Origin of the sequence: Tsukamurella pseudospumae (genome assembly GCF_001575205.1) — a bacterium.
In the GTDB taxonomy this organism is placed as follows: domain Bacteria; phylum Actinomycetota; class Actinomycetes; order Mycobacteriales; family Mycobacteriaceae; genus Tsukamurella; species Tsukamurella pseudospumae.
In genome coordinates, this window is sequence record NZ_LSRE01000002.1 from 234,967 (window position 1) to 255,172 (window position 20,206).

At 70.5% G+C, this 20,206-nt stretch carries 26 protein-coding genes; 13 read left to right on the forward strand and 13 right to left on the reverse strand.

Annotation, left to right across the window (positions count from 1 at the left end; genetic code table 11):
• The first annotated feature begins 169 nt into the window (after positions 1–169).
• Positions 170–706 carry a peptide-methionine (S)-S-oxide reductase MsrA gene (msrA, locus tag AXK61_RS03330; RefSeq protein ID WP_068571864.1) on the forward strand — a complete coding sequence of 179 codons (537 nt, stop codon included), beginning with the start codon at positions 170–172 and terminating at the stop codon, positions 704–706.
• A 39-nt stretch (positions 707–745) separates the two neighbouring features.
• Here msrA and AXK61_RS03335 read toward each other — a convergent pair whose 3' ends face one another.
• From AXK61_RS03335 to aroA, 5 genes are all read right to left on the reverse strand, one after another.
• Positions 746–997, reverse strand: a complete 252-nt coding sequence (locus AXK61_RS03335; RefSeq protein ID WP_068571862.1) for a DUF6510 family protein — start codon at positions 995–997, stop codon at positions 746–748.
• A 2-nt stretch (positions 998–999) separates the two neighbouring features.
• Positions 1,000–1,725: an FAD-binding oxidoreductase gene (locus AXK61_RS03340; RefSeq protein WP_231855411.1), complete on the reverse strand. Its 726-nt coding sequence runs from the start codon at positions 1,723–1,725 to the stop codon at positions 1,000–1,002.
• On the reverse strand, positions 1,722–2,315 hold the full coding sequence (locus AXK61_RS03345; protein ID WP_068743803.1) for a molybdopterin-dependent oxidoreductase: 594 nt from the start codon (positions 2,313–2,315) through the stop codon (positions 1,722–1,724). The genes AXK61_RS03340 and AXK61_RS03345 overlap by 4 nt, the downstream gene beginning before the upstream one ends.
• A 75-nt stretch (positions 2,316–2,390) precedes the next feature.
• On the reverse strand, positions 2,391–3,383 hold the full coding sequence (gene rsgA / locus AXK61_RS03350; RefSeq protein WP_068743804.1) for a ribosome small subunit-dependent GTPase A: 993 nt from the start codon (positions 3,381–3,383) through the stop codon (positions 2,391–2,393).
• A gap of 9 nt (positions 3,384–3,392) precedes the next feature.
• Entirely contained in the window at positions 3,393–4,682 is a 1,290-nt protein-coding gene (aroA, locus tag AXK61_RS03355) for a 3-phosphoshikimate 1-carboxyvinyltransferase (RefSeq protein WP_082789194.1), read from the reverse strand.
• A 91-nt stretch (positions 4,683–4,773) separates the two neighbouring features.
• Between aroA and AXK61_RS03360 the strand changes: the two genes are divergently transcribed.
• From AXK61_RS03360 to AXK61_RS24765, 5 genes are all read left to right on the forward strand, one after another.
• The gene (locus AXK61_RS03360; protein ID WP_068571855.1) at positions 4,774–5,613 is read left to right on the forward strand and encodes a hypothetical protein; all 840 of its coding nucleotides are present in this window, start codon (positions 4,774–4,776) and stop codon (positions 5,611–5,613) included.
• Positions 5,614–5,646: 33 nt separating this feature from the next.
• The gene (gene soxR, locus AXK61_RS03365; RefSeq protein ID WP_068571853.1) at positions 5,647–6,099 is read left to right on the forward strand and encodes a redox-sensitive transcriptional activator SoxR; all 453 of its coding nucleotides are present in this window, start codon (positions 5,647–5,649) and stop codon (positions 6,097–6,099) included.
• Between the two features lie 4 nt (positions 6,100–6,103).
• Entirely contained in the window at positions 6,104–6,862 is a 759-nt protein-coding gene (locus AXK61_RS03370) for an SOS response-associated peptidase (protein WP_068743810.1), read from the forward strand.
• A 69-nt stretch (positions 6,863–6,931) separates the two neighbouring features.
• A complete protein-coding gene (locus AXK61_RS03375; RefSeq protein WP_068571849.1) occupies positions 6,932–7,264 on the forward strand; it encodes a hypothetical protein in 333 nt (110 codons plus the stop codon).
• Complete coding sequence (locus AXK61_RS24765) at positions 7,261–7,437, forward strand: hypothetical protein (RefSeq protein ID WP_156485544.1); 177 nt, start codon at positions 7,261–7,263, stop codon at positions 7,435–7,437. The genes AXK61_RS03375 and AXK61_RS24765 overlap by 4 nt, the downstream gene beginning before the upstream one ends.
• A gap of 21 nt (positions 7,438–7,458) precedes the next feature.
• On the opposite strand, the gene AXK61_RS03380 is transcribed toward AXK61_RS24765, so the two are convergent.
• Together AXK61_RS03380 and AXK61_RS03385 are read right to left on the reverse strand one after the other, a co-directional pair.
• Positions 7,459–8,811 (reverse strand): NAD-dependent succinate-semialdehyde dehydrogenase, encoded by a 1,353-nt coding sequence (locus AXK61_RS03380; protein ID WP_068571847.1) that lies wholly within the window; start codon positions 8,809–8,811, stop codon positions 7,459–7,461.
• 81 nt (positions 8,812–8,892) lie between these two features.
• Positions 8,893–9,285 carry a VOC family protein gene (locus tag AXK61_RS03385; protein WP_197466734.1) on the reverse strand — a complete coding sequence of 131 codons (393 nt, stop codon included), beginning with the start codon at positions 9,283–9,285 and terminating at the stop codon, positions 8,893–8,895.
• Between the two features lie 61 nt (positions 9,286–9,346).
• Between AXK61_RS03385 and AXK61_RS03390 the strand changes: the two genes are divergently transcribed.
• The gene (locus tag AXK61_RS03390) at positions 9,347–10,024 is read left to right on the forward strand and encodes a helix-turn-helix domain-containing protein (RefSeq protein ID WP_068571843.1); all 678 of its coding nucleotides are present in this window, start codon (positions 9,347–9,349) and stop codon (positions 10,022–10,024) included.
• Here AXK61_RS03390 and AXK61_RS03395 read toward each other — a convergent pair.
• Both AXK61_RS03395 and ybaK read right to left on the reverse strand, forming a co-directional pair.
• Positions 10,014–12,122, reverse strand: coding sequence for an SDR family oxidoreductase (locus AXK61_RS03395; protein ID WP_068571841.1), 2,109 nt, complete (start codon positions 12,120–12,122; stop codon positions 10,014–10,016). The genes AXK61_RS03390 and AXK61_RS03395 overlap by 11 nt on opposite strands.
• 80 nt (positions 12,123–12,202) lie before the next feature.
• Positions 12,203–12,691 carry a Cys-tRNA(Pro) deacylase gene (gene ybaK, locus AXK61_RS03400; RefSeq protein WP_068571840.1) on the reverse strand — a complete coding sequence of 163 codons (489 nt, stop codon included), beginning with the start codon at positions 12,689–12,691 and terminating at the stop codon, positions 12,203–12,205.
• Between the two features lie 303 nt (positions 12,692–12,994).
• Here ybaK and AXK61_RS03405 point away from each other — a divergent pair, with 303 nt between their 5' ends.
• The 3 genes from AXK61_RS03405 to rsrA all read left to right on the forward strand — a co-directional run bounded on the left by AXK61_RS03405 (position 12,995) and on the right by rsrA (position 14,517).
• Positions 12,995–13,465 (forward strand): nitroreductase family deazaflavin-dependent oxidoreductase, encoded by a 471-nt coding sequence (locus tag AXK61_RS03405; protein WP_068571838.1) that lies wholly within the window; start codon positions 12,995–12,997, stop codon positions 13,463–13,465.
• Positions 13,466–13,567: 102 nt separating this feature from the next.
• Positions 13,568–14,239 carry a sigma-70 family RNA polymerase sigma factor gene (locus AXK61_RS03410; RefSeq protein ID WP_082778045.1) on the forward strand — a complete coding sequence of 224 codons (672 nt, stop codon included), beginning with the start codon at positions 13,568–13,570 and terminating at the stop codon, positions 14,237–14,239.
• Positions 14,236–14,517 (forward strand): mycothiol system anti-sigma-R factor, encoded by a 282-nt coding sequence (gene rsrA, locus AXK61_RS03415; RefSeq protein WP_082778044.1) that lies wholly within the window; start codon positions 14,236–14,238, stop codon positions 14,515–14,517. Before AXK61_RS03410 ends, rsrA begins: the two co-directional genes overlap by 4 nt.
• Before the next feature lie 80 nt (positions 14,518–14,597).
• Here rsrA and AXK61_RS26030 read toward each other — a convergent pair whose 3' ends face one another.
• Complete coding sequence (locus tag AXK61_RS26030; RefSeq protein ID WP_371820987.1) at positions 14,598–14,672, reverse strand: 50S ribosomal protein bL37; 75 nt, start codon at positions 14,670–14,672, stop codon at positions 14,598–14,600.
• 84 nt (positions 14,673–14,756) lie between these two features.
• Here AXK61_RS26030 and AXK61_RS03420 point away from each other — a divergent pair, with 84 nt between their 5' ends.
• Positions 14,757–16,250, forward strand: coding sequence for a sensor histidine kinase (locus AXK61_RS03420; protein ID WP_068743812.1), 1,494 nt, complete (start codon positions 14,757–14,759; stop codon positions 16,248–16,250).
• Between the two features lie 57 nt (positions 16,251–16,307).
• Here AXK61_RS03420 and AXK61_RS03425 read toward each other — a convergent pair whose 3' ends face one another.
• Complete coding sequence (locus AXK61_RS03425) at positions 16,308–16,562, reverse strand: WhiB family transcriptional regulator (protein ID WP_013125780.1); 255 nt, start codon at positions 16,560–16,562, stop codon at positions 16,308–16,310.
• Between the two features lie 385 nt (positions 16,563–16,947).
• Positions 16,948–17,943, reverse strand: a complete 996-nt coding sequence (locus AXK61_RS03430; RefSeq protein WP_068571904.1) for a diacylglycerol/lipid kinase family protein — start codon at positions 17,941–17,943, stop codon at positions 16,948–16,950.
• Between the two features lie 40 nt (positions 17,944–17,983).
• On the opposite strand from AXK61_RS03430, the gene AXK61_RS03435 reads away from it, so the two are divergent.
• Positions 17,984–18,442, forward strand: coding sequence for a hypothetical protein (locus AXK61_RS03435; RefSeq protein ID WP_068571833.1), 459 nt, complete (start codon positions 17,984–17,986; stop codon positions 18,440–18,442).
• 66 nt (positions 18,443–18,508) lie between these two features.
• Here AXK61_RS03435 and AXK61_RS03440 read toward each other — a convergent pair whose 3' ends face one another.
• A complete protein-coding gene (locus AXK61_RS03440; protein ID WP_082778043.1) occupies positions 18,509–19,390 on the reverse strand; it encodes an MspA family porin in 882 nt (293 codons plus the stop codon).
• A gap of 419 nt (positions 19,391–19,809) precedes the next feature.
• Here AXK61_RS03440 and AXK61_RS03445 point away from each other — a divergent pair, with 419 nt between their 5' ends.
• Complete coding sequence (locus tag AXK61_RS03445) at positions 19,810–20,163, forward strand: hypothetical protein (protein WP_068571830.1); 354 nt, start codon at positions 19,810–19,812, stop codon at positions 20,161–20,163.
• The last annotated feature ends 43 nt before the right edge of the window (positions 20,164–20,206 follow it).

Here is a 20,206-nt window from a genome sequence, read left to right on the forward strand (position 1 = left end):
CCGATTCGCCCGGGCGGCCCGCCCGCCCGCAGCCGCTCCGCCCGCCCGCTCCGGCCGCCCGGACCGCGCGCCGCCGTCGACGTCCGCGGCCGGAATGCGCCGGGTACCGTCGTTGTTGAGATCGGTGGCGCCCCGAAGCCATCGGGGAAGAGCCGGACTAGGAGCTGATATGACTGACAACGGCACCATCACCACCACCCCCGGCCGCGAGACCGCGGTGCTGGCGGGCGGCTGTTTCTGGGGGATGCAGGACCTGCTCCGCAAGCAGCCGGGCATCGAGGCCACGCGGGTGGGCTACACCGGCGGCAGCAACGACCACGCCACGTACCGCAACCATCCCGGTCACGCGGAGGCGGTCGAGATCGTGTTCGATCCGGCGAAGACCAGCTACCGCGACGTGCTGGAGTTCTTCTTCCAGATCCACGACCCGTCCACGAAGGACCGGCAGGGCAACGACCGGGGCTCGAGCTACCGCTCCGCGATCTTCCCGCTGAGCGAGGAGCAGGAGAAGGTGGCGCGCGACACCATCGCCGATGTCGACGCCTCGGGGCTGTGGCCGGGCAAGGCCGTCACCACGATCGAGGCGCCGGCGCCGTTCTGGAACGCCGAGCCGGAGCATCAGGACTACCTCGAGAAGTACCCGGACGGCTACACCTGCCACTTCCCGCGGCCCGGCTGGAAGCTGCCCAAGCGGGCGACGGCGTGATCATCGCCCCGCGCCTCGGCTGACGTCCGGGCGCGGGGATCACCGCAGATCGAGGGTGGCGATGCCGGTCAGCCGGCATCGCCACCGTCCGTCTCGGGACACGAGGACGGCGAGCACCGCCTCGCACGCGCGGCAGCGCATGACCAGGCCCATCGCCGTGGCGAAGACCCGCGCGATCGCGATCTCGCCGTGGGCGCCGCAGCCGGCGCACTCGGCGGCGGCCGCGCTCAGGTCGACGCCGAAGACCTCCGCCAGCGGCCCCGCCGCGGCGTTCCCGTCCAGTTCGGCCATGATCAACCACCTCCGAATCGTTCGGTGCGGATCGCCGACGCGGCGTGCCCCAGCGATACCGCCCACGCTGCGACCGTCTCGACGAAGGGCGTCGGCCCGCACACGAACAGTGCTGGGGACTGCGCTGCGGGAATCGTCGCCTCCGCGAACTCGTCCTGGGTGAGCCGGCCCGCGGGGCGGGCACCGTCGGACTCGCGAGTCCGCACGACATCGACGCGGGTGCGTTCGAACCCGGCGAGCTCGGCGCCGAAGAAGGCGTCGGCCCCCGTCCGCAAGGAGTACAGCAGCCGGAACTCGACGGGTCGCTCCGCGCCCTCGTTGGCCGCGGCCATGGGGATCAGCGGCACCACGCCCGAGCCGCCCCCGATCAGCTGCACCGGGCCGGCGTGCGCGGGATCGTCCGGCCTCCAGATGAAGTAGCGGCCCAGCGGCCCCTGCAGTTCCACCTCGTCGCCCACCGCGAGGTCGCGCACGAGGTAGGGGGAGACCTCGCCGTCGGCGACCTCGGCCACCACCAGCGTGAGCCGGGTGCCGGAGCCGGACGACGCGATCGAGTAGGACCGGGACGCCTGGTAGCCGTCGGGTGCGGTGAGCCGCAGGTCGACGTGTGCGCCTGCGTCGTTGCCCGGCCAGGTGGGCACCTCGAACGTCAGTCGCCGGGCCGTTGCGGTCTCGGCGCTCGCCTCGACCAGCCGCGCCCGGTGCCAGGCCACCCGCCGCGCGGTCACCAGTACCGCTCCTCGCTCCACGGGTCGCCGTGCAGGTGGTAGCCGTTCTGCTCCCAGAAACCGGGCTCGTCGTCGGGCATCATCTGCAGCGCGCGGATCCACTTGGCGCTCTTCCAGAAGTACAGGTGCGGCACGAGAAGCCGTGCGGGACCGCCGTGCTCGGGGTCGAGCGGCGCGCCCTCGGCCTCGATGGCGATCCACGCCTGGCCGTCCAGGAGTTCGTCGAGCGGCACGTTCGTGGTGTAGCCGCCGTAGCTGTGCGTCATGACGAAATCCTGTGTGGTCTCGATGTTCTCGAAGATCGCATCGAGTGGCACTCCGCGCCAGGGCATCTGGAGCTTGGTCCAGTGCGTCACGCAGTGGATGTCGGTGGTGATGTCCTCCACGCCCAGCGCGAGCAGTCCGTCCCAGTCCCAGGAGTGCTTCTCGCCGGTCTCGGTGTACACGGAGAACTCGAACCGCTCCGTGCTCACCTGTGGTGTGGGCCCGGCCGAGAGTACGGGCCAGTCCTCCACCAGAGTCTGCCCGGGCGGCAACGCGGGATCGTCCCGGCGCCGCCGGCCGCCGAAGCCCTGATTGATGATCGCCATCCCACCGCCTCGCTCACCGGATTTGCACGAGCATAGCGCCGAACTCGCCCGTGCGCCGGGGGAATCCGCGAGCCGTCAGGCCCAGTCGGGGGTGGCGGTCAGGTCGGCCAGCAGGCCGCGGACCGCCATCGCCCGACGGTGCGCCGTCCCCTCCAGTCCGTCGAGGGCGCACTCAGGATCGGCGGGCGGACCGAGATGTGTACACCCGCGAGGACAATCGAGAACGGCCTCCGCCAGGTCGGGGAAGGCCGCGACCACGTCGTCGGTGGAGATGTGCGCGAGCCCGAAGCTGCGGATACCGGGGGTGTCGACCACCCAGCCGCCCGCGGGCAGCCACAGCGCCACGGACTGTGTGGACGTGTGCCGCCCCTTGCCCACTCCGGACACGACGCCGGTGGCGCGGTTGGCATCCGGCACGAGGCGGTTGACCAGAGTCGACTTCCCGACGCCGCTGTGCCCGATGAGCGCGGTGACGCGTCCGGTCAGCAGATCGTGCGCCTCGTCGAGCGGGTCGCCGCGGCCGGCGGCGATCACCGTCAGGTCGAGGTCGGCGAACGCGGCGGTGAACTCCTCCGCGTCGGCCAGGTCGCCCTTGGTCAGGCACAGTACCGGCGTCAGTCCACCCGCGTAGGCGGCGATGAGGGTGCGCTCGACGAAGCCGGTGCGCGGCGGCGGGTCCGCGAGCGCGGTCACGATGAGCAGCTGGTGGGCGTTGGCGACGACGATCCGCTCGTACGGGTCGGTGTCGTCGGCGGTCCTGCGCAGCACCGTCTTCCGCTCGTCGACCCGGACGATCCGCGCCAGGGTGTCCTTGCGGCCGGTCAGGTCGCCGACGACGCCGACCGAGTCCCCGACGACGATGGGGGAGCGGCCCAGCTCGCGGGCCCGCATGGCGGTGATCACCCGTTCCGGGGCGCCGCCGAGGGCGCAACCCCAGCGGCCGCGGTCCACGGAGACGACCATCGCCGTCTCGGCGTCGCTGTGGTCGGGCCGGTTCTTGGTGCGTGGACGACTGCTCTTGCCCGGGCGCACCCGGACATCGGTCTCGTCGTACTCGCGCTTACCCAACGAGCTGGCTCACGACCGGTTGCCCAGCAGCGTGTTCCACATGGCGGGGAAGTCGGGCATGGTCTTGCCCGTCGTCGCGATGTCCTCGACCTGCACGCCCTCGGTGACCAGCCCCAGGATCGCGCCCGCGGTGGCCATGCGGTGGTCGGCGTAGCTGTGCCAGACGCCGCCGTGCAGCGTCGCCGGCTCGATGTGCAGGCCGTCCTCGGTCTCGGTGCAGCGCCCGCCGAGCGCGGTGATCTCGGCGGTGAGCGCGGCGAGCCGGTCGGTCTCGTGGCCGCGCAGGTGAGCGATGCCCCGCAGGTGCGACGGTGAATCCGCCAGGGCCGCAAGCGCGGCGACGGTGGGCGTGAGCTCGCCGATGTCGCGCAGATCCCAGTCCACACCGTGCAGGGCGCCGGTCCCACTGGCGATGATCGCACCGTCGGCGTACGAGACCCCGGCCCCCATCGCCGTGAGGATGTCGGCGAACTGCACACCCGGCTGCGTCGACGCCGGGTTCCAGTGCGGGACGGTCACGGCGCCGCCGGTGACCGCCGCCGCCGCGAGGAAGACGGTGGCGTTCGACAGGTCCGGCTCGACCGTCCAGTCGTGCGCGCGGATCCCGCCAGGCGCGACGCGCCAGGTGTTCGCCTCGGAGGTGTCGACCTCGGCGCCCGCGGTGCGCAGCATGTCGACGGTCATGTCGATGTGCGGCATGGACGGGACGGGCTTGCCGTCGTGGTGCACCACGACACCCTCGACGAAGCTCGGCGCGCTGAGCAGCAGGCCCGAGACGAACTGGGAGCTCGCCGACGCGTCGATGGTGACGGTGCCGCCGCGGATCGGTCCGTCGCCGTGGACGGTGAAGGGCAGCCCGTCGCCGTCGATCCGGGCGCCGAGCCCGCGCAGCGCGTCGAGCACCGTGCCCAGTGGCCGGGCCCGGGCCTGCGGGTCACCGTCGAAGTCGACGGTGCCGCGCGCCCCGGCCGCGAGGGAGGGGAGGAAGCGCATCACGGTGCCGGCGAGTCCGCAGTCGACGGCGCCGCCGTGCAGCGGACCGCCGGTGACGGTGACCGTGGTCCCGCCCGCGAACGCGACCTCGGCTCCGAGGGTCTGCAACGCGGCGGCCATGAGGTCGGTGTCGCGGCTGCGGAGGGCGTTCGTCAGCGTCGAGGCGGACGGTGCCTGAGCGGCCAGGATGTACGCGCGATTAGTGATCGACTTCGAGCCCGGGAGGGCGATCGTGCCCGTCACCGGGCCGACGGCGAAGGGCGCAGGCCACAGCTCCAACAGGTCCACCGGCCCATCCTCGCACATGAGGGCGACCTCACCGCGTGCTACCTTGCTGGGCAGAACAGGTCAGGTCATCACCGCCGGGAGATCCTCGATGAAGCGTAATCGTACGTCCGTGGGCAGGGCTGTCTCGACGGCTGCCACCTTCGCCGCTGTGGCGACCGTCGCGGGGCTCCTCGCGCCCGTCGCGTCGGCCGATCCGAAGCCGGCGGAGCCGCCGAAGAACAAGGCCGGCGAGCTGGTCATCGGTTCCGGCAACCTCCCCGACTCGATGGACTTCGGCGGTGCCGTGCTGTCCGGTGCGGCCGCGGGCTGGAACGGCGCGTGGGCGTCGCTGAACACCGCCAAGGTCGATCCGGCCGACTGCAAGGTGCTCTACGCGGGCCTGCCGATCCCCAAGGGCACCGACACGGCGCAGACCAACGGAAGCTCGCGTGGGACCACCTGGTCGATGGTGGTCTCCAAGTTCGCGATCGATGTGGCGCCGCTGCGCGCCGCGCTCCCGAAGTGCGCGTCGTTCAAGGCCGTCAAGGACGGCGTCGTCAATGAGGTCACCGTGCGCGAGATCGCCGCGACCGGCATCCCCGGTGGCCTGGGCCTCGAGTTCACGCAGAAGAGCAAGCGCGGCAACCAGGTCGAGTACCTGCAGTCACGGCAGTACACCGGCGTGGTCAACGGAGTCACCATGTCGCTGCGCGGTGGGCGCCAGTCCCGCGAGGCCGCCCCCTTCGTGGGTGCCGACGATCAGCTGGCCGTCGATCTGCTTCGCGTGCAGAGCACCATCCTGAAGAACCCGCCGGAGCCGCAGCAGGCGGCCCCCGCTCCCGCCGCGAGCGGGTCGGCGAAGCCCGCGGCGCCGGCCTCTGCGAAGCCGGGCGCGCCCGCGTCGGCCAAGCCGGCCGCGCCGTCGGCGAAGCCGGCTGCACCGTCGTCGGCGGCCCCGAAGGCGCGCTGATCTCTGAACTAATGTTCAGGTAGAATCCGGGGTGTGGAGACCACTCGGGAGTTCAGCGTCGGACAGCTCGCCGCCCGCAGTGGCGTGGCGGTGTCTGCGCTGCACTTCTACGAGCGCGAGGGGCTGATCACCGCACGCAGGACCTCCGGCAACCAGCGGAGGTATCCGCGGGAGATGCTGCGCCGCGTCGCGTTCATCCGGATCAGCCACCGCGTGGGCATCCCCCTGTCCACGATCCGCGAGGCGCTCGAGACGCTGCCGAACGGCCGCACGCCCACGCGGACGGACTGGGAGCGCCTCTCGCGCTACTGGCACGACGATCTGTCCCACCGGATCGACGAACTGACCCGCCTGCGCGACAACCTCACCGACTGCATCGGCTGCGGCTGCCTGTCCATGGCTTCCTGCGCACTCGCGAACCCGCACGACGCCCTGGCCACCACCGGCGTCGGGCCCCGGCGCGTGTTCGACAGCTTCGAGGAGTAGTCCGATGTGCGGACGGTACGCGGTGACCACGGATCCGGCGCTGTTGGCGGGCGAGATCGACGCGGTGGACGAGACGGAGGGCGTCGAGCTCGACGTGCCGGGCTACAACGTCGCGCCCACGACGACCATCGTCACCGTCGTCGCGCGGCACTCGCGCGAGCAGCCCGACGATGCCCCGACCCGGCGGCTGCGCGCGATGCGCTGGGGGCTGCTGCCGCACTGGCAGAAGTCGCTGAGCGGCCCGCCGCTGTTCAACGCGCGCGCGGAGTCCGTCGCGGAGAAGCCGGCGTTCCGCACCGCGATCAAGAACAAGCGCTGCCTGATCCCGATGGACGGCTGGTACGAGTGGCAGGTGCTCGACCCGGATGGCAAGAAGCCGCGCAAGCAGCCGATGTACCTGACCCCGCAGGACGGCACCCGGATGTACATCGCGGGACTGTGGTCGGTGTGGCGTCCCGCCGACGCCGGGCTCGACGTGCCGCCCGTCCTCTCGGCGACGGTGCTGACCACGGACTCCGTCGGCCCGCTGCGCGCGGTGCACGACCGGATGCCGCTCGTACTCACCCCCGAACTGTTCGACCAGTGGCTCGATCCCGACGGTCCCGTCGACCCGGCGCTGTTGCTCCCGCCCGCCCTCGACGTGGCCGAGCGCATCGAGATCCGCCCGGTGTCCGCCTTGGTCAACTCCGTCAAGAACGATGGTGCCGCCCTCATCGAGCGCACCGAGCCCGGCTCCGGGCCCGGCCAGCTCAGCCTGCTCTGACGGAACCTGTCGGACCCTCGATCTACGCTGCGGAGCATCGAAGAAATCGAACCCTTGGGGGAGGGGGCGATGGCGGCACACTACTGGGTGATGCTGATCGTGGCGGGGCTGACCGCTGTCGGTGTGGTCGGGACGCTGTGGCAGAGGCAACGGTCGGAGCAGATGGATCGCCTGCTGAAAGCAGAGCATGAGGCGCGCACCGAATGGTGGAAACGGTTCGAGTGGGCTGCGGAGCAGTCGTTGAAGTCCGACGACATCGGGCAAGCGTTCGGACTACGGATTCTGGATGCGCTGTCCGTGTCCCCGCTCGTGACCACGAGCGAGCGGGAAATCCTGCGTGTGGTGGCGATCGGCTCCCGAAGGCGCAACAATATCAACAGAAAGAAAGGCGCCCGGCGATGACGAGCATCGAAGACAGTGCCCGTGAGCGGGACGAGGCTGATTTCGAGCTTCGGGGTCGAACCCCTGAGGCACGCCAGGCGAGCGCCAGCATCCTTGTGAACATCGATCGACAAGAGGGCAAGACGACCCCGCAGTGGGTGATCGACGTCGCCGAGGGGCGGCTCCCGGCCTGAACCGGCAACCGCCCCGTCGAGCTACGTGATGGTGCGGATCAGCTTCTTGTTGAGGAACTCCTCGATTCCCAGCGGGCCCATCTCGCGGCCGAACCCGGAGCGCTTCACGCCGCCGAAGGGCAGTTCGGCTCCCTCGGCGAGCACACCGTTGACGAACACCATGCCCGCCTGGATCCGGTCGGCGACGCGGGCGGCCTGCTCGGGATCGGTGGTGAACACGTAGGACCCGAGGCCGAACGGGGTGTCGTTGGCGAGTGCCAGCGCCTCGCCCTCGCCCTCCACGCGGTAGACCGTGGCGACGGGACCGAACAGCTCCTGCCGGAACGCGGGGTTGTCCTCCGTGACGTTCGTGAGGACGGCGGGCGGGTAGAAGGCACCGTCGCGCTGCCCCTCGATGGCGAGGTGCGCGCCCGCCTCCACGGCGCTGTTGACCTGCTGTTCGAGCCCGATCGCGGCGCGCTCCGAGGACAGCGGCGCGATGCCCTCGCCCGCGGCGAGGATCTTCGCGGTGAACCTCGCGACGAAGTCGTCGTACAGGTCGGCGGCCACGATGAACCGCTTGGCCGCATTGCAGGACTGGCCGGTGTTGTCGAGACGGCCTGCGACCGCGGCGTCGACCGTCGCGTCCAGATCGTGGGTGGAGAGCACGATGAACGGGTCCGAACCGCCCAGCTCGAGGACGCACTTCTTGAGGTTCCGGCCGGCGACCTCCGCGACCGCCGCTCCGGCCCGCTCCGAGCCGGTCAGTGACACCGCGGCGACGCGGGGGTCCGCGATGATGTCGGCGGCCTGCTCATTGGTCGCCCGGATGTTCACGTACGCGCCCGACGGCAGGCCGGCCTCGGTGAAGATCAGCTGCATCGCCTCCGCCGATTCGGGGCACTGCGGTGCGTGCTTGAGCAGAATCGTGTTGCCCGCCGCCAGGTTCGGGCCCGCGAACCGCGCCACCTGGTAGTACGGGAAGTTCCACGGCATGATCCCGAACAGCACGCCGATCGGGGAGCGGCGGATCACCGCCGAACCCTCGCCCTCCAACAACTCCAGCGGCTGATCGGCGAGGAAGCGCTCCGCGTTGTCGGCGTAGTACGTGTAGATCGCCGCCGAGAAGTCGACCTCGCCCAACGCGTCCTCGAGCGGCTTTCCCATCTCCCGCTGGATGATTCCGGCGAGCATCTCCCGGCGCTCGGTGTGCAGTTCGGCGACGCGCCGGACGAGGGCCGCGCGCTCGGCGACGGTGGATTCCTGCGGCCAGGTGCGCGCGGCGCGCGAGGCGGCGTCGAGCGCGGCCTCGACCTCGGCGGGCTCAGCGGTCGGGTAGGTCTGCAGCACCTCGCCGGTCGCCGGGTTCGTGACTGCGTACTGGACGTCGACCATGTCGGATCTCCTCGTGGGGGACGGAACGGGTTCGTCCCCCACGATAGGCGCCCCAACACATCCCGTGTGTCGTCTCCGACGCTACTGCCACGCGAACAACTGCACCTGGTACCCGTCCGGGTCGAGCACGCCCGCGTACCGCTGTCCCCACGGCGCGTCGAAGGGTGCCATCGCACCGGGATGGCCGGCAGCGAGAAGCTCCGCGTACACCTCGTCGACCACGGCGGGCGAGGCGCAGAGCACACACAGCGTGGCGCTCTGGCCCGTCGGCTTCACCCAGTCGGGCTCCATCGTCCGGATCACCGCGGCGGTGTCCCACATCAGCCGCATCCCGCCGGGCAGCTGTGCCTCCACGTGCGGCTCGTGCTCGGCACCGTCGGGAATGTCCAGGCCGAGCAGGCGGTAGAAGGCGAGGGTGGCGGCGAGGTCGTCCGCGACCATGCCGATGGCGTCGAAGCGCAGGCGTTCAGTCATGGGATCACCGTATGCGCGGTGGTGCCGACGGGTCTTGAAGGTTTCGGACATACTCGACTGCGTGTACCGCGAACGCGCGTCGAGGATCCCCGGCGCGGTCCGGTGGTCCTCGACGGGGAGCGCCGGGACCGCGCTGATCCTGCCCGACGGCTGCATGGACGTCATCGTGATCGACGGCGCGCCCGTCGTCGCCGGTCCGGACGCCGTCGCGGCGCACGTCATGAGGTCCGACGGTGCGCGACTCGACGGCCTGCGGTTCCCGCCCGGTGTTCTCCCGCAGCTGCTGGGCGTCGCCGCCGACGAGCTCACCGGCGTGCGCGTCCCCCTGGCCGAGGTCCTCCCGCGCCGCCGGCTGAAGGTCTCGCACGACCCCGAGGAGATCGCGGCGCAGCTCCTCGACGACGTGGTCCTCGACCGACGGATCACCGGGATCGCGGCCCGGCTCGAGACGGGGCGCCCCGTCGCCGGCATCGCGACGGAGGCCGGGCTCGGGGAGCGGGCGCTGCACCGTCTGGCCCGGCGATCGTTCGGCTACGGCCCGAAGACCCTCGCGCGGATCCTCCGGTTCCAGCGCGCGGTGACCCTGATCCGTGCGGGCGACGCGCTCGGCGTCGCGGCGGCATCGTCGGGCTACGCGGACCAGGCCCACCTGACCCGCGAGGTGCGCGCGCTGACCGGCGTCACGCCGCGGACGCTGCTCGCGCCTGCGCACACGATGGAGTCCGGCGCTACCAGTTGATGCCGGGGAGGCGGTTGAGGGTCTTGCGGGCGAGGCGGCGCAGGCCCTGATCACCGGAGATGCCGAACAGCGGGCTGACCGCCGCGGTGGAGATGTCCTTCGACAGGTCCTTCGTGGCGGCGAGCCGACCGCGCGGCGTATCCACCTCGGCCACATCGACTTCCACGACCTGCGCGGCGCCGGCCCCGTCGTCGTCCGAACCGGCGGACTCGGGGAAGAGCAGATAGCCCTGGTGCTGCGCGGCGGCGGCGATCCGCGGCGAGAGGAACTGGCCGAACTGGGCGAGTGTGCCCAGCGGGGTGTCGATGCGGCGCGGCCGCTCGACGATGGCGCGCACCACGATCTGGCCGGCTTTCTCCACCGACAGCGCCATGGCGTTGTCGTAGGCGTCGGTCGGCTCGATCATCCGGGTGCGGGTGAGCGGCATGTGGATGTTGGTGAAGGTCACGTGGTCCGACATCGTCTCGGCCGCGGTGATGTCGCTGAACGCCTCGAGCGCCGACTTCGAGGCGATGTACGCCGCGAACCGCGGCCCGCGCACCTGCACGCCGATCGACGACACGTTGACCACGTGCCCGGACTTGCGGGCGACCATGTGCGGCAACAGTTCCAGGATCAGGTACACGGCGCCGAAGTAGTTCACGGCCATCGTGCGCTGGTAGTCGTGGGCGCGGTCGACCGAGTCGACGGTCGCGCGCCGGATCGATCGCCCGGCGCTGTTGACCAGGACGTCGACGTGGCCGTGCTCCGCGAGGATCTGAGCGACGGTGGTGCGCACGGCCTCCGGGTCGGTCACATCGCACTGGTAGGGCCGGACGATGCCCTTCGGGACACCGGGCAGCCCCGGCTCCGCCTCGATGCGCAGCACCGCGTCGGCGAGGTCCTCGGGCTTGCGGGCGACGATGAACACGTTCGCGCCCTTGAGCACTGCCTGCTTCGCGGCCTCGCGGCCGATGCCCGAGGACCCCCCGGTGAGCAGGATGTGCTTGCCCACGAGCGGGCCGCGGGGGTCGTCGCGGCGGTTTCTGGCGGGATCGAGGTGCTCGGCCCAGTAGCGGAACAGGCGGGGACCGTAGGACTTCAGGCGCGGCAGCGCCACCCCGAGTCGGCTCAGCACCCGGTAGCTGGCCTCCGAGTCGAAGCGGGTGTTGTAGAACGGGTGATCCAGGATCGACGGCGGGATCCCGATCTGGCGGGCGACGGTGTCCCGGAACGCGCGCACCTCGTTACGGCGCCCGATGCGCGCGGCCAACTCGCCCAGCGGCGCGCTGGGCAGCGGCAGCGTCTTGGGGCCGGAGAACGCGGGCGCGATCGCCTCGTAGATCGCGGCCATGCTCTGGCCCTTGGGGTCCGCCAGGTGGTAGACGGTGCCCGGCGCCGGCGGAGCGGTCACCAGTGCGACCAGAGCGGCGGCGACGAAGTCGACCGGCACGATGTTCGTGTACCCGAGGTTGGCGAACGGGACGTGCAGGTGGTGCGGGATCGTGCCCATCAGGCGCAGGAACGGGAAGAAGTAGTACGGGCCGTCGATCTTGTCGATCGCCCCCGTCATCGAGTCGCCCACCACGATGGACGGGCGGTAGACCTGCCAGGGCACGGACGAGCCGCGGACGAGCCGCTCCGCCTCGTACTTGGTGCGGTGGTAGGGGGTGGGGAAGTCCTGGGCGACGTCGAAGTCGGACTCGGCGAACCACCCCTCGTGGTTTCCGGCCACCGCGAGCGAGGACACGTGGTGCATCGTCGCGCCGAGCCGCTCCGCCAGTTCCAGGGTGTTGCGGGTGCCGCCGACGTTGGTGAGCTGCTGGATCTCCTCCGGCGCCTCCATGTCGTAGACGGCGGCGAGGTGGATCACGTGGTCGACGTGCTCGGGCAGGTCTCCGGGGGTGATGCCGAGGCCCGGCTCCGTGACATCGCCCGCCACCGGCACGACCTGCGGCGCCAACTCGTGGCCGAGGTCCGCGATCAGCCGCTCGAACCTCGGCAGTGACGCGTCGCGCACCAGCAGGTAGATCGTGCTCCCGTGCTCCGCGGCGGCGAGCCGCGCCACCACGGCACGGCCGATGAAGCCCGTCCCGCCCGTGACGAAGTAGCTGGCCATATCACGAACCTACTTTCCGGCGCGGCCACCGCCAAACCCGCCTTGCCCGCCCGCACTCACCTATTGACTACCACGCCCGGTCACGGGGCGGCGAGGGGCGCGAGCACGGCGGACGTCGCGGCCACGAGGTCCGACGGTGCCAGCTCCACCTCCAGGCCCCGTCGGCCGGCCGAACAGAAGACGGTCTCGAAGCCCAGTGCGGACTCGTCGACGGCTGTCGGCAACCGCCTGCGCTGCCCGAGCGGGGACACCCCGCCGAGCACGTAGCCGGTGACCCGTCGCACGTCAGTGGGGTCGGCCATGGCCGGTCGGTGCAGGCCCAGCGCAGCGCCCGCGGCCTTGAGGCTGAGCTTGCCGGAGGTCGGCACGATCGCCACGGCGAGCTGCTTCCCGTCTGTGATGACCAGCGTCTTGAACACCCGCGCCGGGTCGTTCCCCAATGCCTGCGCCGCCTCGCCGCCGAAGGACTCGGCCCGCGGATCGTGCTCGTACGCGTGCACCCGGAACTCGATCCCCGCCGCCTGCAGCGCCGCGATCGCCGGCGTCGCCGCCGCGTTCTTCTTCCCCATGCCGCCCAGTCAATCAGGTGGACTCGTGGTGGACGAACGGTATGAAGACTCGCACGACGAAACGAAGCCGCCTCCGTGTTCTGGGCGTATGACGACGTCGAGCACAGTCAGGTTGGACGCTTCTCCCTCCACCCGAATCGTTCCCTCCCCACCGAAACGCCCGTTGTTTCGAGGGGAGGGAACGGATCGGGGGGAGCGGGCGGTGAACTGGTGGGGAGGGGACGGAACGGCGGGGAGAGGACGGATCGAGGGGGGAGCCCGACGGTACCCGGGGCCCCGGATTGCGGCGTACCGTCGACGGACGTGGGATGGATCGCCGAGAACCTGAGTCCCTCCGCGCTGGCGGCGCGGGCGCTGCGGACCCGCCGGCTGGTGCGCGCGCCGATCTGGCTGTTCCAGCACGGGCTGGGGCGGTTGATGGGCCCGCGGATGGTGATGATCGAACACGTCGGCCGGAAGTCCGGCGAGCCGCGGTACGTGGTGCTCGAGGTGGTCGATCGGCCGGACGTGGACACCGTGGTGGTGTGCAGCGGCTTCGGTGAGACCGCGCAGTGGTACCGCAACCTGCGCGCTCACCCGGACTGCCGGGTCACCGTCGGGAACCGGGACCGAGCGGCGCGCGCCGAACTGCTGGACCCCACGGCTTCCGACGAGGTGCTCGAGCGGTACCGCACCGCGCACCCGGTGGCGTGGGAGCGGCTGCGGGGCGCGATCGAGAAGGCGGTGCAGCACCCCGTCGACGGTCTGCCCATGGTCCGGCTCCGGCTGGGTTGATCCGGACGGCACGGGAACAAGCGGGCGGACCGCGCTGTTGCAGAGGTCGTGAGTGCAGGTAGCGGAGCAGCGGTCCTCGAGCGACCGGTAGCCTTCGTCGGTATGACCGACCGGGAGAACGCGGACGTAGCGGAACTGGACTCGGCGCCCGACGAGACGACCGAGACGCCCGAGCAGCTGACGGCGCGTTTCGAGGCCGAGGCGCTGCCGCTGCTCGACCAGCTGTACGGCGCCGCGCTGCGGATGACCCGCAACCCGGCGGACGCGGAGGATCTGGTCCAGGAGACCTACGTGAAGGCCTACAGCGCCTTCCGCAGCTTCAAGAAGGGCACCAACCTCAAGGCGTGGCTGTACCGCATCCTCACCAACACGTACATCAACGGTTACCGCAAGAAGCAGCGGCAGCCGGCGCAGTACCCCACGGACGAGATCACCGACTGGCAGCTCGCGGCCACGGCGGAGCACAGCTCCACCGGCCTGCGCTCCGCGGAGATCGAGGCCCTGGACGCGCTGCCCGATGACGAGATCAAGGAAGCGCTCTCGAAGCTCCCGGAGGACTTCCGCATGGCGGTGTACTACGCCGATGTGGAGGGCTTCCCGTACAAGGAGATCGCGGACATCATGGGAACCCCCATCGGCACGGTGATGTCGCGGCTGCACCGCGGCCGGCGTCAGCTGCGTGCCGAGCTGGAGGGGGTCGCGCGGGAGCGAGGGTTCCTGCGGGGCGCCGCCGACGACGAGGTCGACGCCGCCGATCAGGAGGTGGAGAAGTGACCTATTCGTCGGACGGGAACCCGGACCTCGAGCTCGACTGTTCCGCCGTGATGGCGGACGTCTGGCTGCTGTTGGACAACGAGTGCGACTCCGCCGCGAAGGAGCGGCTCAAGGCGCACATCGACGGCTGCTCGCAGTGCCTGTCGCACTACGGCATCGAGCAGCAGATCAAGTCGCTCGTGAACCGCAAGTGCGGCGGTGAGCGCGCCCCCGAGGGGCTGCGCGAGCGGCTGACGATCAGCATCCGGCACACCGAGGTGCGATTCCGCCCGGAGTGACCGGTCCGCACACATGACGAGGGCCCGCCGACATCGCGTCGGCGGGCCCTCGTGCGCAAGTGCGGTGAATCCCTGATGGCTCAGGAGTTCGGACGCTTGCCGTGGTTGGCGGCGTTCTTCTTGCGCCCGCGCTTCTTACGTCCACGCTTTCCCATGGCGGTCTCCTTCCTGTCCCGAGCTCATTCGCAGTACCGGCTATTGTTTCACGACGGCACCGACGACGACAAAAAGGCGGTCCCATGGCCTCCCTCGCCGACCTCCTGGCGATCCACACGGACCTCCCCGGCCGTGCCGCGCGCCACCTGCAGCGCATCGCCGGCGAGTGGCAGCTGCTCGCCGATCTGTCGTTCGCGGACCTGCGGCTGTGGGTGCGCAACGACCCGGAGGGCGACCGGACCGACCCGTCGTACATCTGCATCGCGCAGTGCCGCCCCAACACGACCTCGACCGTCTACGACTCCGACGGTGTCGGCGTCGTCGTCCCGCCCTGGGAGGCCCCCACGCTGCACGCCGCGTTCGAGGGCGCCGTGGTGGTGCGTGGCGTGACCCCGGCCTGGACGGGCCCCTCCCGGGTGCGACGCGAGGCGGTCCCGGTGTCCTCGGACGGCGGGGTCGTGGCCGTCCTCACCCGTGACTTCAACGTCACCCACCCGCGCACTCCCAGCCCGCTCGAGGTCGCGTACACCGAGTGCGCCGACGACCTGTGCACGATGGTCGCCGAGGGCACCTTCCCCGAGCGGGAGGAGCTGCCCACCGGCGAGGCGGAACCCCGGGCCGGCGATGGTTTCGTCCGAGTCGACGCGCAGGGCAAGGTCGTGTTCGCGAGCCCGAACGCGCAATCGGCCTACCGTCGGATGGGCGCGCCCAGCGACCTCGAGGGCAGTGGTCTGGTGGAGGTCACCGCGGAGCTGGTGGGGGACTCCTTCGAATCGGAGGACCTGGCCGTCGCGCTCGACGGTGCGTTGCAGCGCGGGGAGGGCTCGCGGATCGAGCTGACGAAGGGCGGCGTGACCGTCGTACTGCGCGTGCTCGGCCTGCATCCGAACGGCCGGCCGGCAGGCGCCGCCGTGCTGCTCCGCGACGTGACGGAGCTCAAGCGCCGCGACCGCGCCCTGATCTCCAAGGACGCGACCATCCGGGAGATCCATCACCGGGTGAAGAACAATCTCCAGTCGGTCTCGGCCCTGCTCCGGCTGCAGGCCCGCCGCACGCGCAACGACGAGGCCAAGCGCGCCCTCCAGGAGTCCGTGCGCCGCGTCGCATCGATCGCGCTCGTACACGAGACCCTGTCGATGAGCGTGGACGAACACGTCGACATCGACGAGGTGATCGACCGGCTGATCCCGATCATGGGCGATGTCGCGCCGGCCGAGGGCGCGGGGACGGTCACCGTCGTGCGGCGTGGCGACGTGGGCCTACTCGACGCCGACCGCGCGATGCCGCTGGTCATGGTCGTCACCGAGCTCATCCAGAACGCGATCGAGCACGCCTTCGGGCCGGGGGAGTCGGGCACCGTCGAACTGCTCGCGCACCGGTCCACCAGGATGCTCGAGGTCACCGTCCGGGACGACGGTGCCGGCCTTCCGCCCGGCTTCACCCTCGACGGTTCCGACCGCCTGGGCCTGCAGATCGTGCAGACGCTCGTGACGTCCGAGCTGGGCGGTGAGCTGCGCCTGACCACCTGGGACGGTGGGACGGACGCGGTGGTGCAAGTGCCGCTCCAGCCCGCCTGACCGGCGCACGAAGAGGGCCCGGTGGAGATCCACCGGGCCCTCTTCGAGTGGTGCTTCCTACACAGCGGTGCGCGTGCGGGTGCGCGCGTTGCGACGCTTGAGCGCGCGACGCTCGTCCTCGCTCATGCCGCCCCACACACCGGCGTCCTGACCGGACTCCAGCGCCCAGGACAGGCACTCGGCGGTCACGGGGCAGCGGTTGCAGACCAGCTTGGCGTCCGCGATCTGCGCGATGGCCGGGCCGCTGTTCCCCACGGGGAAGAAGAGCTCGGGATCCTCGTCGCGACAGATGGCCTTGTGGCGCCAATCCATGTCAGTACACTCCTTCAGGCGCGCGGGCGCGCCACTCATCGCAGGTGCCGATCCGGCACCGAATTTCCAGGCTGTTAACGCGGGGGGAACCGAACTGTTTCCGCGTTGTTACGTCATGAATATTTCCACGTTCCCGGCAGTAGTCAAGAGATTCCGACTCAGAGGTGGGTTATCTCACAGCGGGGGCGGTGAGACCGTGCCTACGAGCGGTGTACTACACTGCTGCCGGTTCAGCGGCGTGCCCGCAAGAATATCCGCACACGCTGCAGGTTTGCAACAGTTTTCTTGCGCTTGGTGATCAATCGCTCAATCCGCCCGTGGTGCTGGCCTCATGTCGAGTCCGTGGGAAGCCCCGGCCGGGAGGCTGCGCTCGCCGCCGTGCCGGTCAGCGCACGCGCGGCAACGGGGGCAGGTCCGCCACGACCCGGATCCGCTCGGGCGAGTACCAGAACCGCACCTCGGTGCGCTCGCCGAGATGGTCCCCGTCGACCTGAGCCGCGACCGGGACGTCGCTGGTCACGCGCAACTCGGGCAGGTCGTCGTGCCGGACGAGATGGCGCACCGTCGGGCCCTTGGTGCGGCGGGCCGAGAGCATCTGCCGGACCAGCATCAGGTTCGGGATCGTGCGCATCGAGCGCGACGCGAACACGCCCAGCCCGGTGCCGTAATCGGTCCCCGGGTTGGTGACGACGGCGCGGTTGTTGAGGAAGGTCCACGGGCTCGCGTTCGAGACGAACGCGAAGTGCACCCCGTCGATGTCCTGCCAGGTGCCCGGCTGCTCGCCCGGCAAGTGGACGGTGAGCTGCGGCTCGCGTCGCGCCGCCTGGAAGAAGGTGCGGATGGAGGTGCGCACGTACCGCCCCGAGGTCGCGGCCTTGCCCTTGGCGCGCAGCGCCTCCATGTTCGCGATGACCTCGGCGTCGACGCCCATGCCCGCGTTGAACAGGAAGTAGCGCTCGTCGGCGCAGCCCAGGCCGATGGTCCGGAAGCTGCGGCGCGCCAGCAGGTCGGTGAGGTGGACGGTGGCCTCCTCCGGATTGCGCGGGACCGCGAGGGACCGGGCGAAGACGTTCGCACTCCCGCCGGGGATCACCGCGACGGCCGGCAGGGATTCGGGGGCGGCCGGGGCGGCCTCGCCGGGCAGGCCCTCCCGCCCGAGGATTCCGCACACCACCTCGTTGACGGTGCCGTCGCCGCCGTGCACGATCACCAGATCGGTGCCGTCCGCGCGGGCCGCGGCGGCGAGCTCGGCCGCGTGACCGCGGTGTTCGGTCTGCGCCAGGGTCACGTCCAGCGTGGACGCCAACGCCATGGCGACGAGGTCTCGTCCCGCCGCGGTGATGGACGTGGCGTTGGGGTTCGAGATCAACAGGGCGCGCACACCGAGCAGCCTACCCACGCCGCCCCGATACCCTGGTGCCGTGACGACCAACGACGGTGACCGGCCCCGCGCGACGCGCTCGACGGCGAAGCGCTCGGGCGCCACGCGTACCGCCGCGCCCGGCACGGTCCTCGTGGCCGGCGGCCTCGTGGCGCTCGAGGGCGCGATCGCGCTGGTCGTGGGCGTCGTCGAGCTGGTGCGCGGGCTGACCGGCAGCGCCGCCACCACCACCGGCGCCTACGGCCTGGCCTTCTGGATGATCCCGATGGGCGCCGCAGTGCTCGCCGGCGGCGTCGCGCTGCTGCGCGGCAAGCGCTGGGGCCGCACCGTGGGCGTGCTCACCAACCTGCTGCTCGGTTTCACCGGCATCAGCGGCGCTTTCGCCCAGAGCTCGCCGCTGCTCGGCTACCCCCTCCTCGCCCCAGCGATCGTCGTGCTCGTCCTGCTGTTCAGCCCGCCGACGGTGGCGTGGCTCGAGGGGGAGTACCGCCGGGACTGACCGGGGTCTTGGGCCCGGTACGAAAGACAGCGTCGGGCCCTCCGTCACTCGCCGCGCCTTGCGCGACTACCGATTCTGTTCGGGGCGGGTGAGGAAGATCGGCTTGCCGAAGGTGGTCAGTGTGTCGTCGGTGGCGTCGGTGCTGATGGCGACGGTGGCGTAGGTGCGGACTTGGACGCCGCCGATGCAGTTGTCCACGGCGATGCGGATGTCGCGGGACATGACCTGCGCGTTGGGGCCGACGACGGCCTTCTTGGCGTACGGGATGTCTTTGGTGGTGCCGGGTTTGAGGATGCCGGAGATGTTGCCGGTTTCGGTGACGGTGTCGGAGAGGGTGCCGGAGAGGCTGCCGGTTCCGGTGCCGGAGACGCTGCCGCCGCCTTGGCCGCCGCTGGAGCCGCCTTGGCCTTGTCCGGTGACGGTGCCGGATGCGGTCACGGTGGGGGTGATCGAGGCGGTGGTGGCGTTGGATAGGGATCCGCCAACGGTCAGGCTGTCAGCGGTGACTGCGCAGCCGACTTGAACTCCTGTTGTGAGGGTTGCCGACTTGATCTTGTTGACAGGCTTGTGTTTTGCGTCGGCGATCTCGATCTTCGCTTCGCCGCCGACGGAGCTGAATCCTTCGAAGCTCTGGGGTGATCGATTCAGCGGTGGCACGCTGTCGAGCTTCTCGCCGAACTTGGAGACGGTCACCTTCCATCCGTCCCGGGTGATCAGTTCGCGGCTGGTGTCGGCGAACTCGCCGGTGCGGATCTGTCCGGGGACCGGCACGCGCATCAGGGGCGCCGGCGGCGGGGCCACTGTAGCCGCCGCAGGTGACGGCTTGGGTGCTGGAGCGGGCGCGGCAACAGCCGGGCCGGCGGCGAGCGTGACCGCCGCCGCAGCGGCACACAGCGCGATCAGCGTCCGCGGCAGCCGAGACGTGTGGGTACGTGCGGAGGTTGGCATGTCGAAGTCTCCCTGGGTGAAGTCAATTCACAGATGTCACATCTGCAACAACAGCCCCAATGGCACCACACTGGGCACGTGTACGCAATCCGGGTAGATAACAGATCGATCACAGTTGCGTGGATATCGCATCCACGTGATCGCGATCACAGACCCGGTGGGGTCGCGGTGTGCGGCCGGTCTACGGGTGCAAGGTGGGCAAGGTTTCCGGATTCAGGTGTATTGACCTGCGGTGTTTGTGGTGCGCGGCGGCGACGGTGGCTCCGAGAGTCGATCCTCGGTAGGCGAGCTAACCGTGGGTGATAACGAATTTGAACTACGGCAATGAGACAACTATCCGCTACGGTTGGATCTACCGGATCGCGATAGCCCGGCTGATGTGCCCGTGATGTAGCAAGTTTTGCCGAAAGGGGAGGCCCATGTCCGCGGACGAGGCCCGGCCGCTAGCTGTGCAACAACCGGCACCGGGGCCCCAGCCCGGTGCGTCCAGATCGGCGTCGCCGCCCCCGAGTGCGGCCACCGGGGGCGAACCTGATGGGAAGTCCGCCGATGACGAGCTCCGCGCCCTGGCGCGGAAGGCCGCCGGGCTGGTCATCGGACTGGTGCTGTTGATCGGCTGCGGGTTCGCCGTCTCGCATCTGAACGCGTGGGGCGAGCGGTGGACGATGCCGTTGGTCTTCGTGGTGTTCGTGCTGGTGATGATGCTCGCGAGCAACCTTGTGGTGGGTGGCGCGAGTGCGGTGTGGAACGCCGCCCGTAGCGGCGCCCGGTGATGACCCCACCTGCCGAGCCTGGTCGGAGCGGGGATGGTGCTGC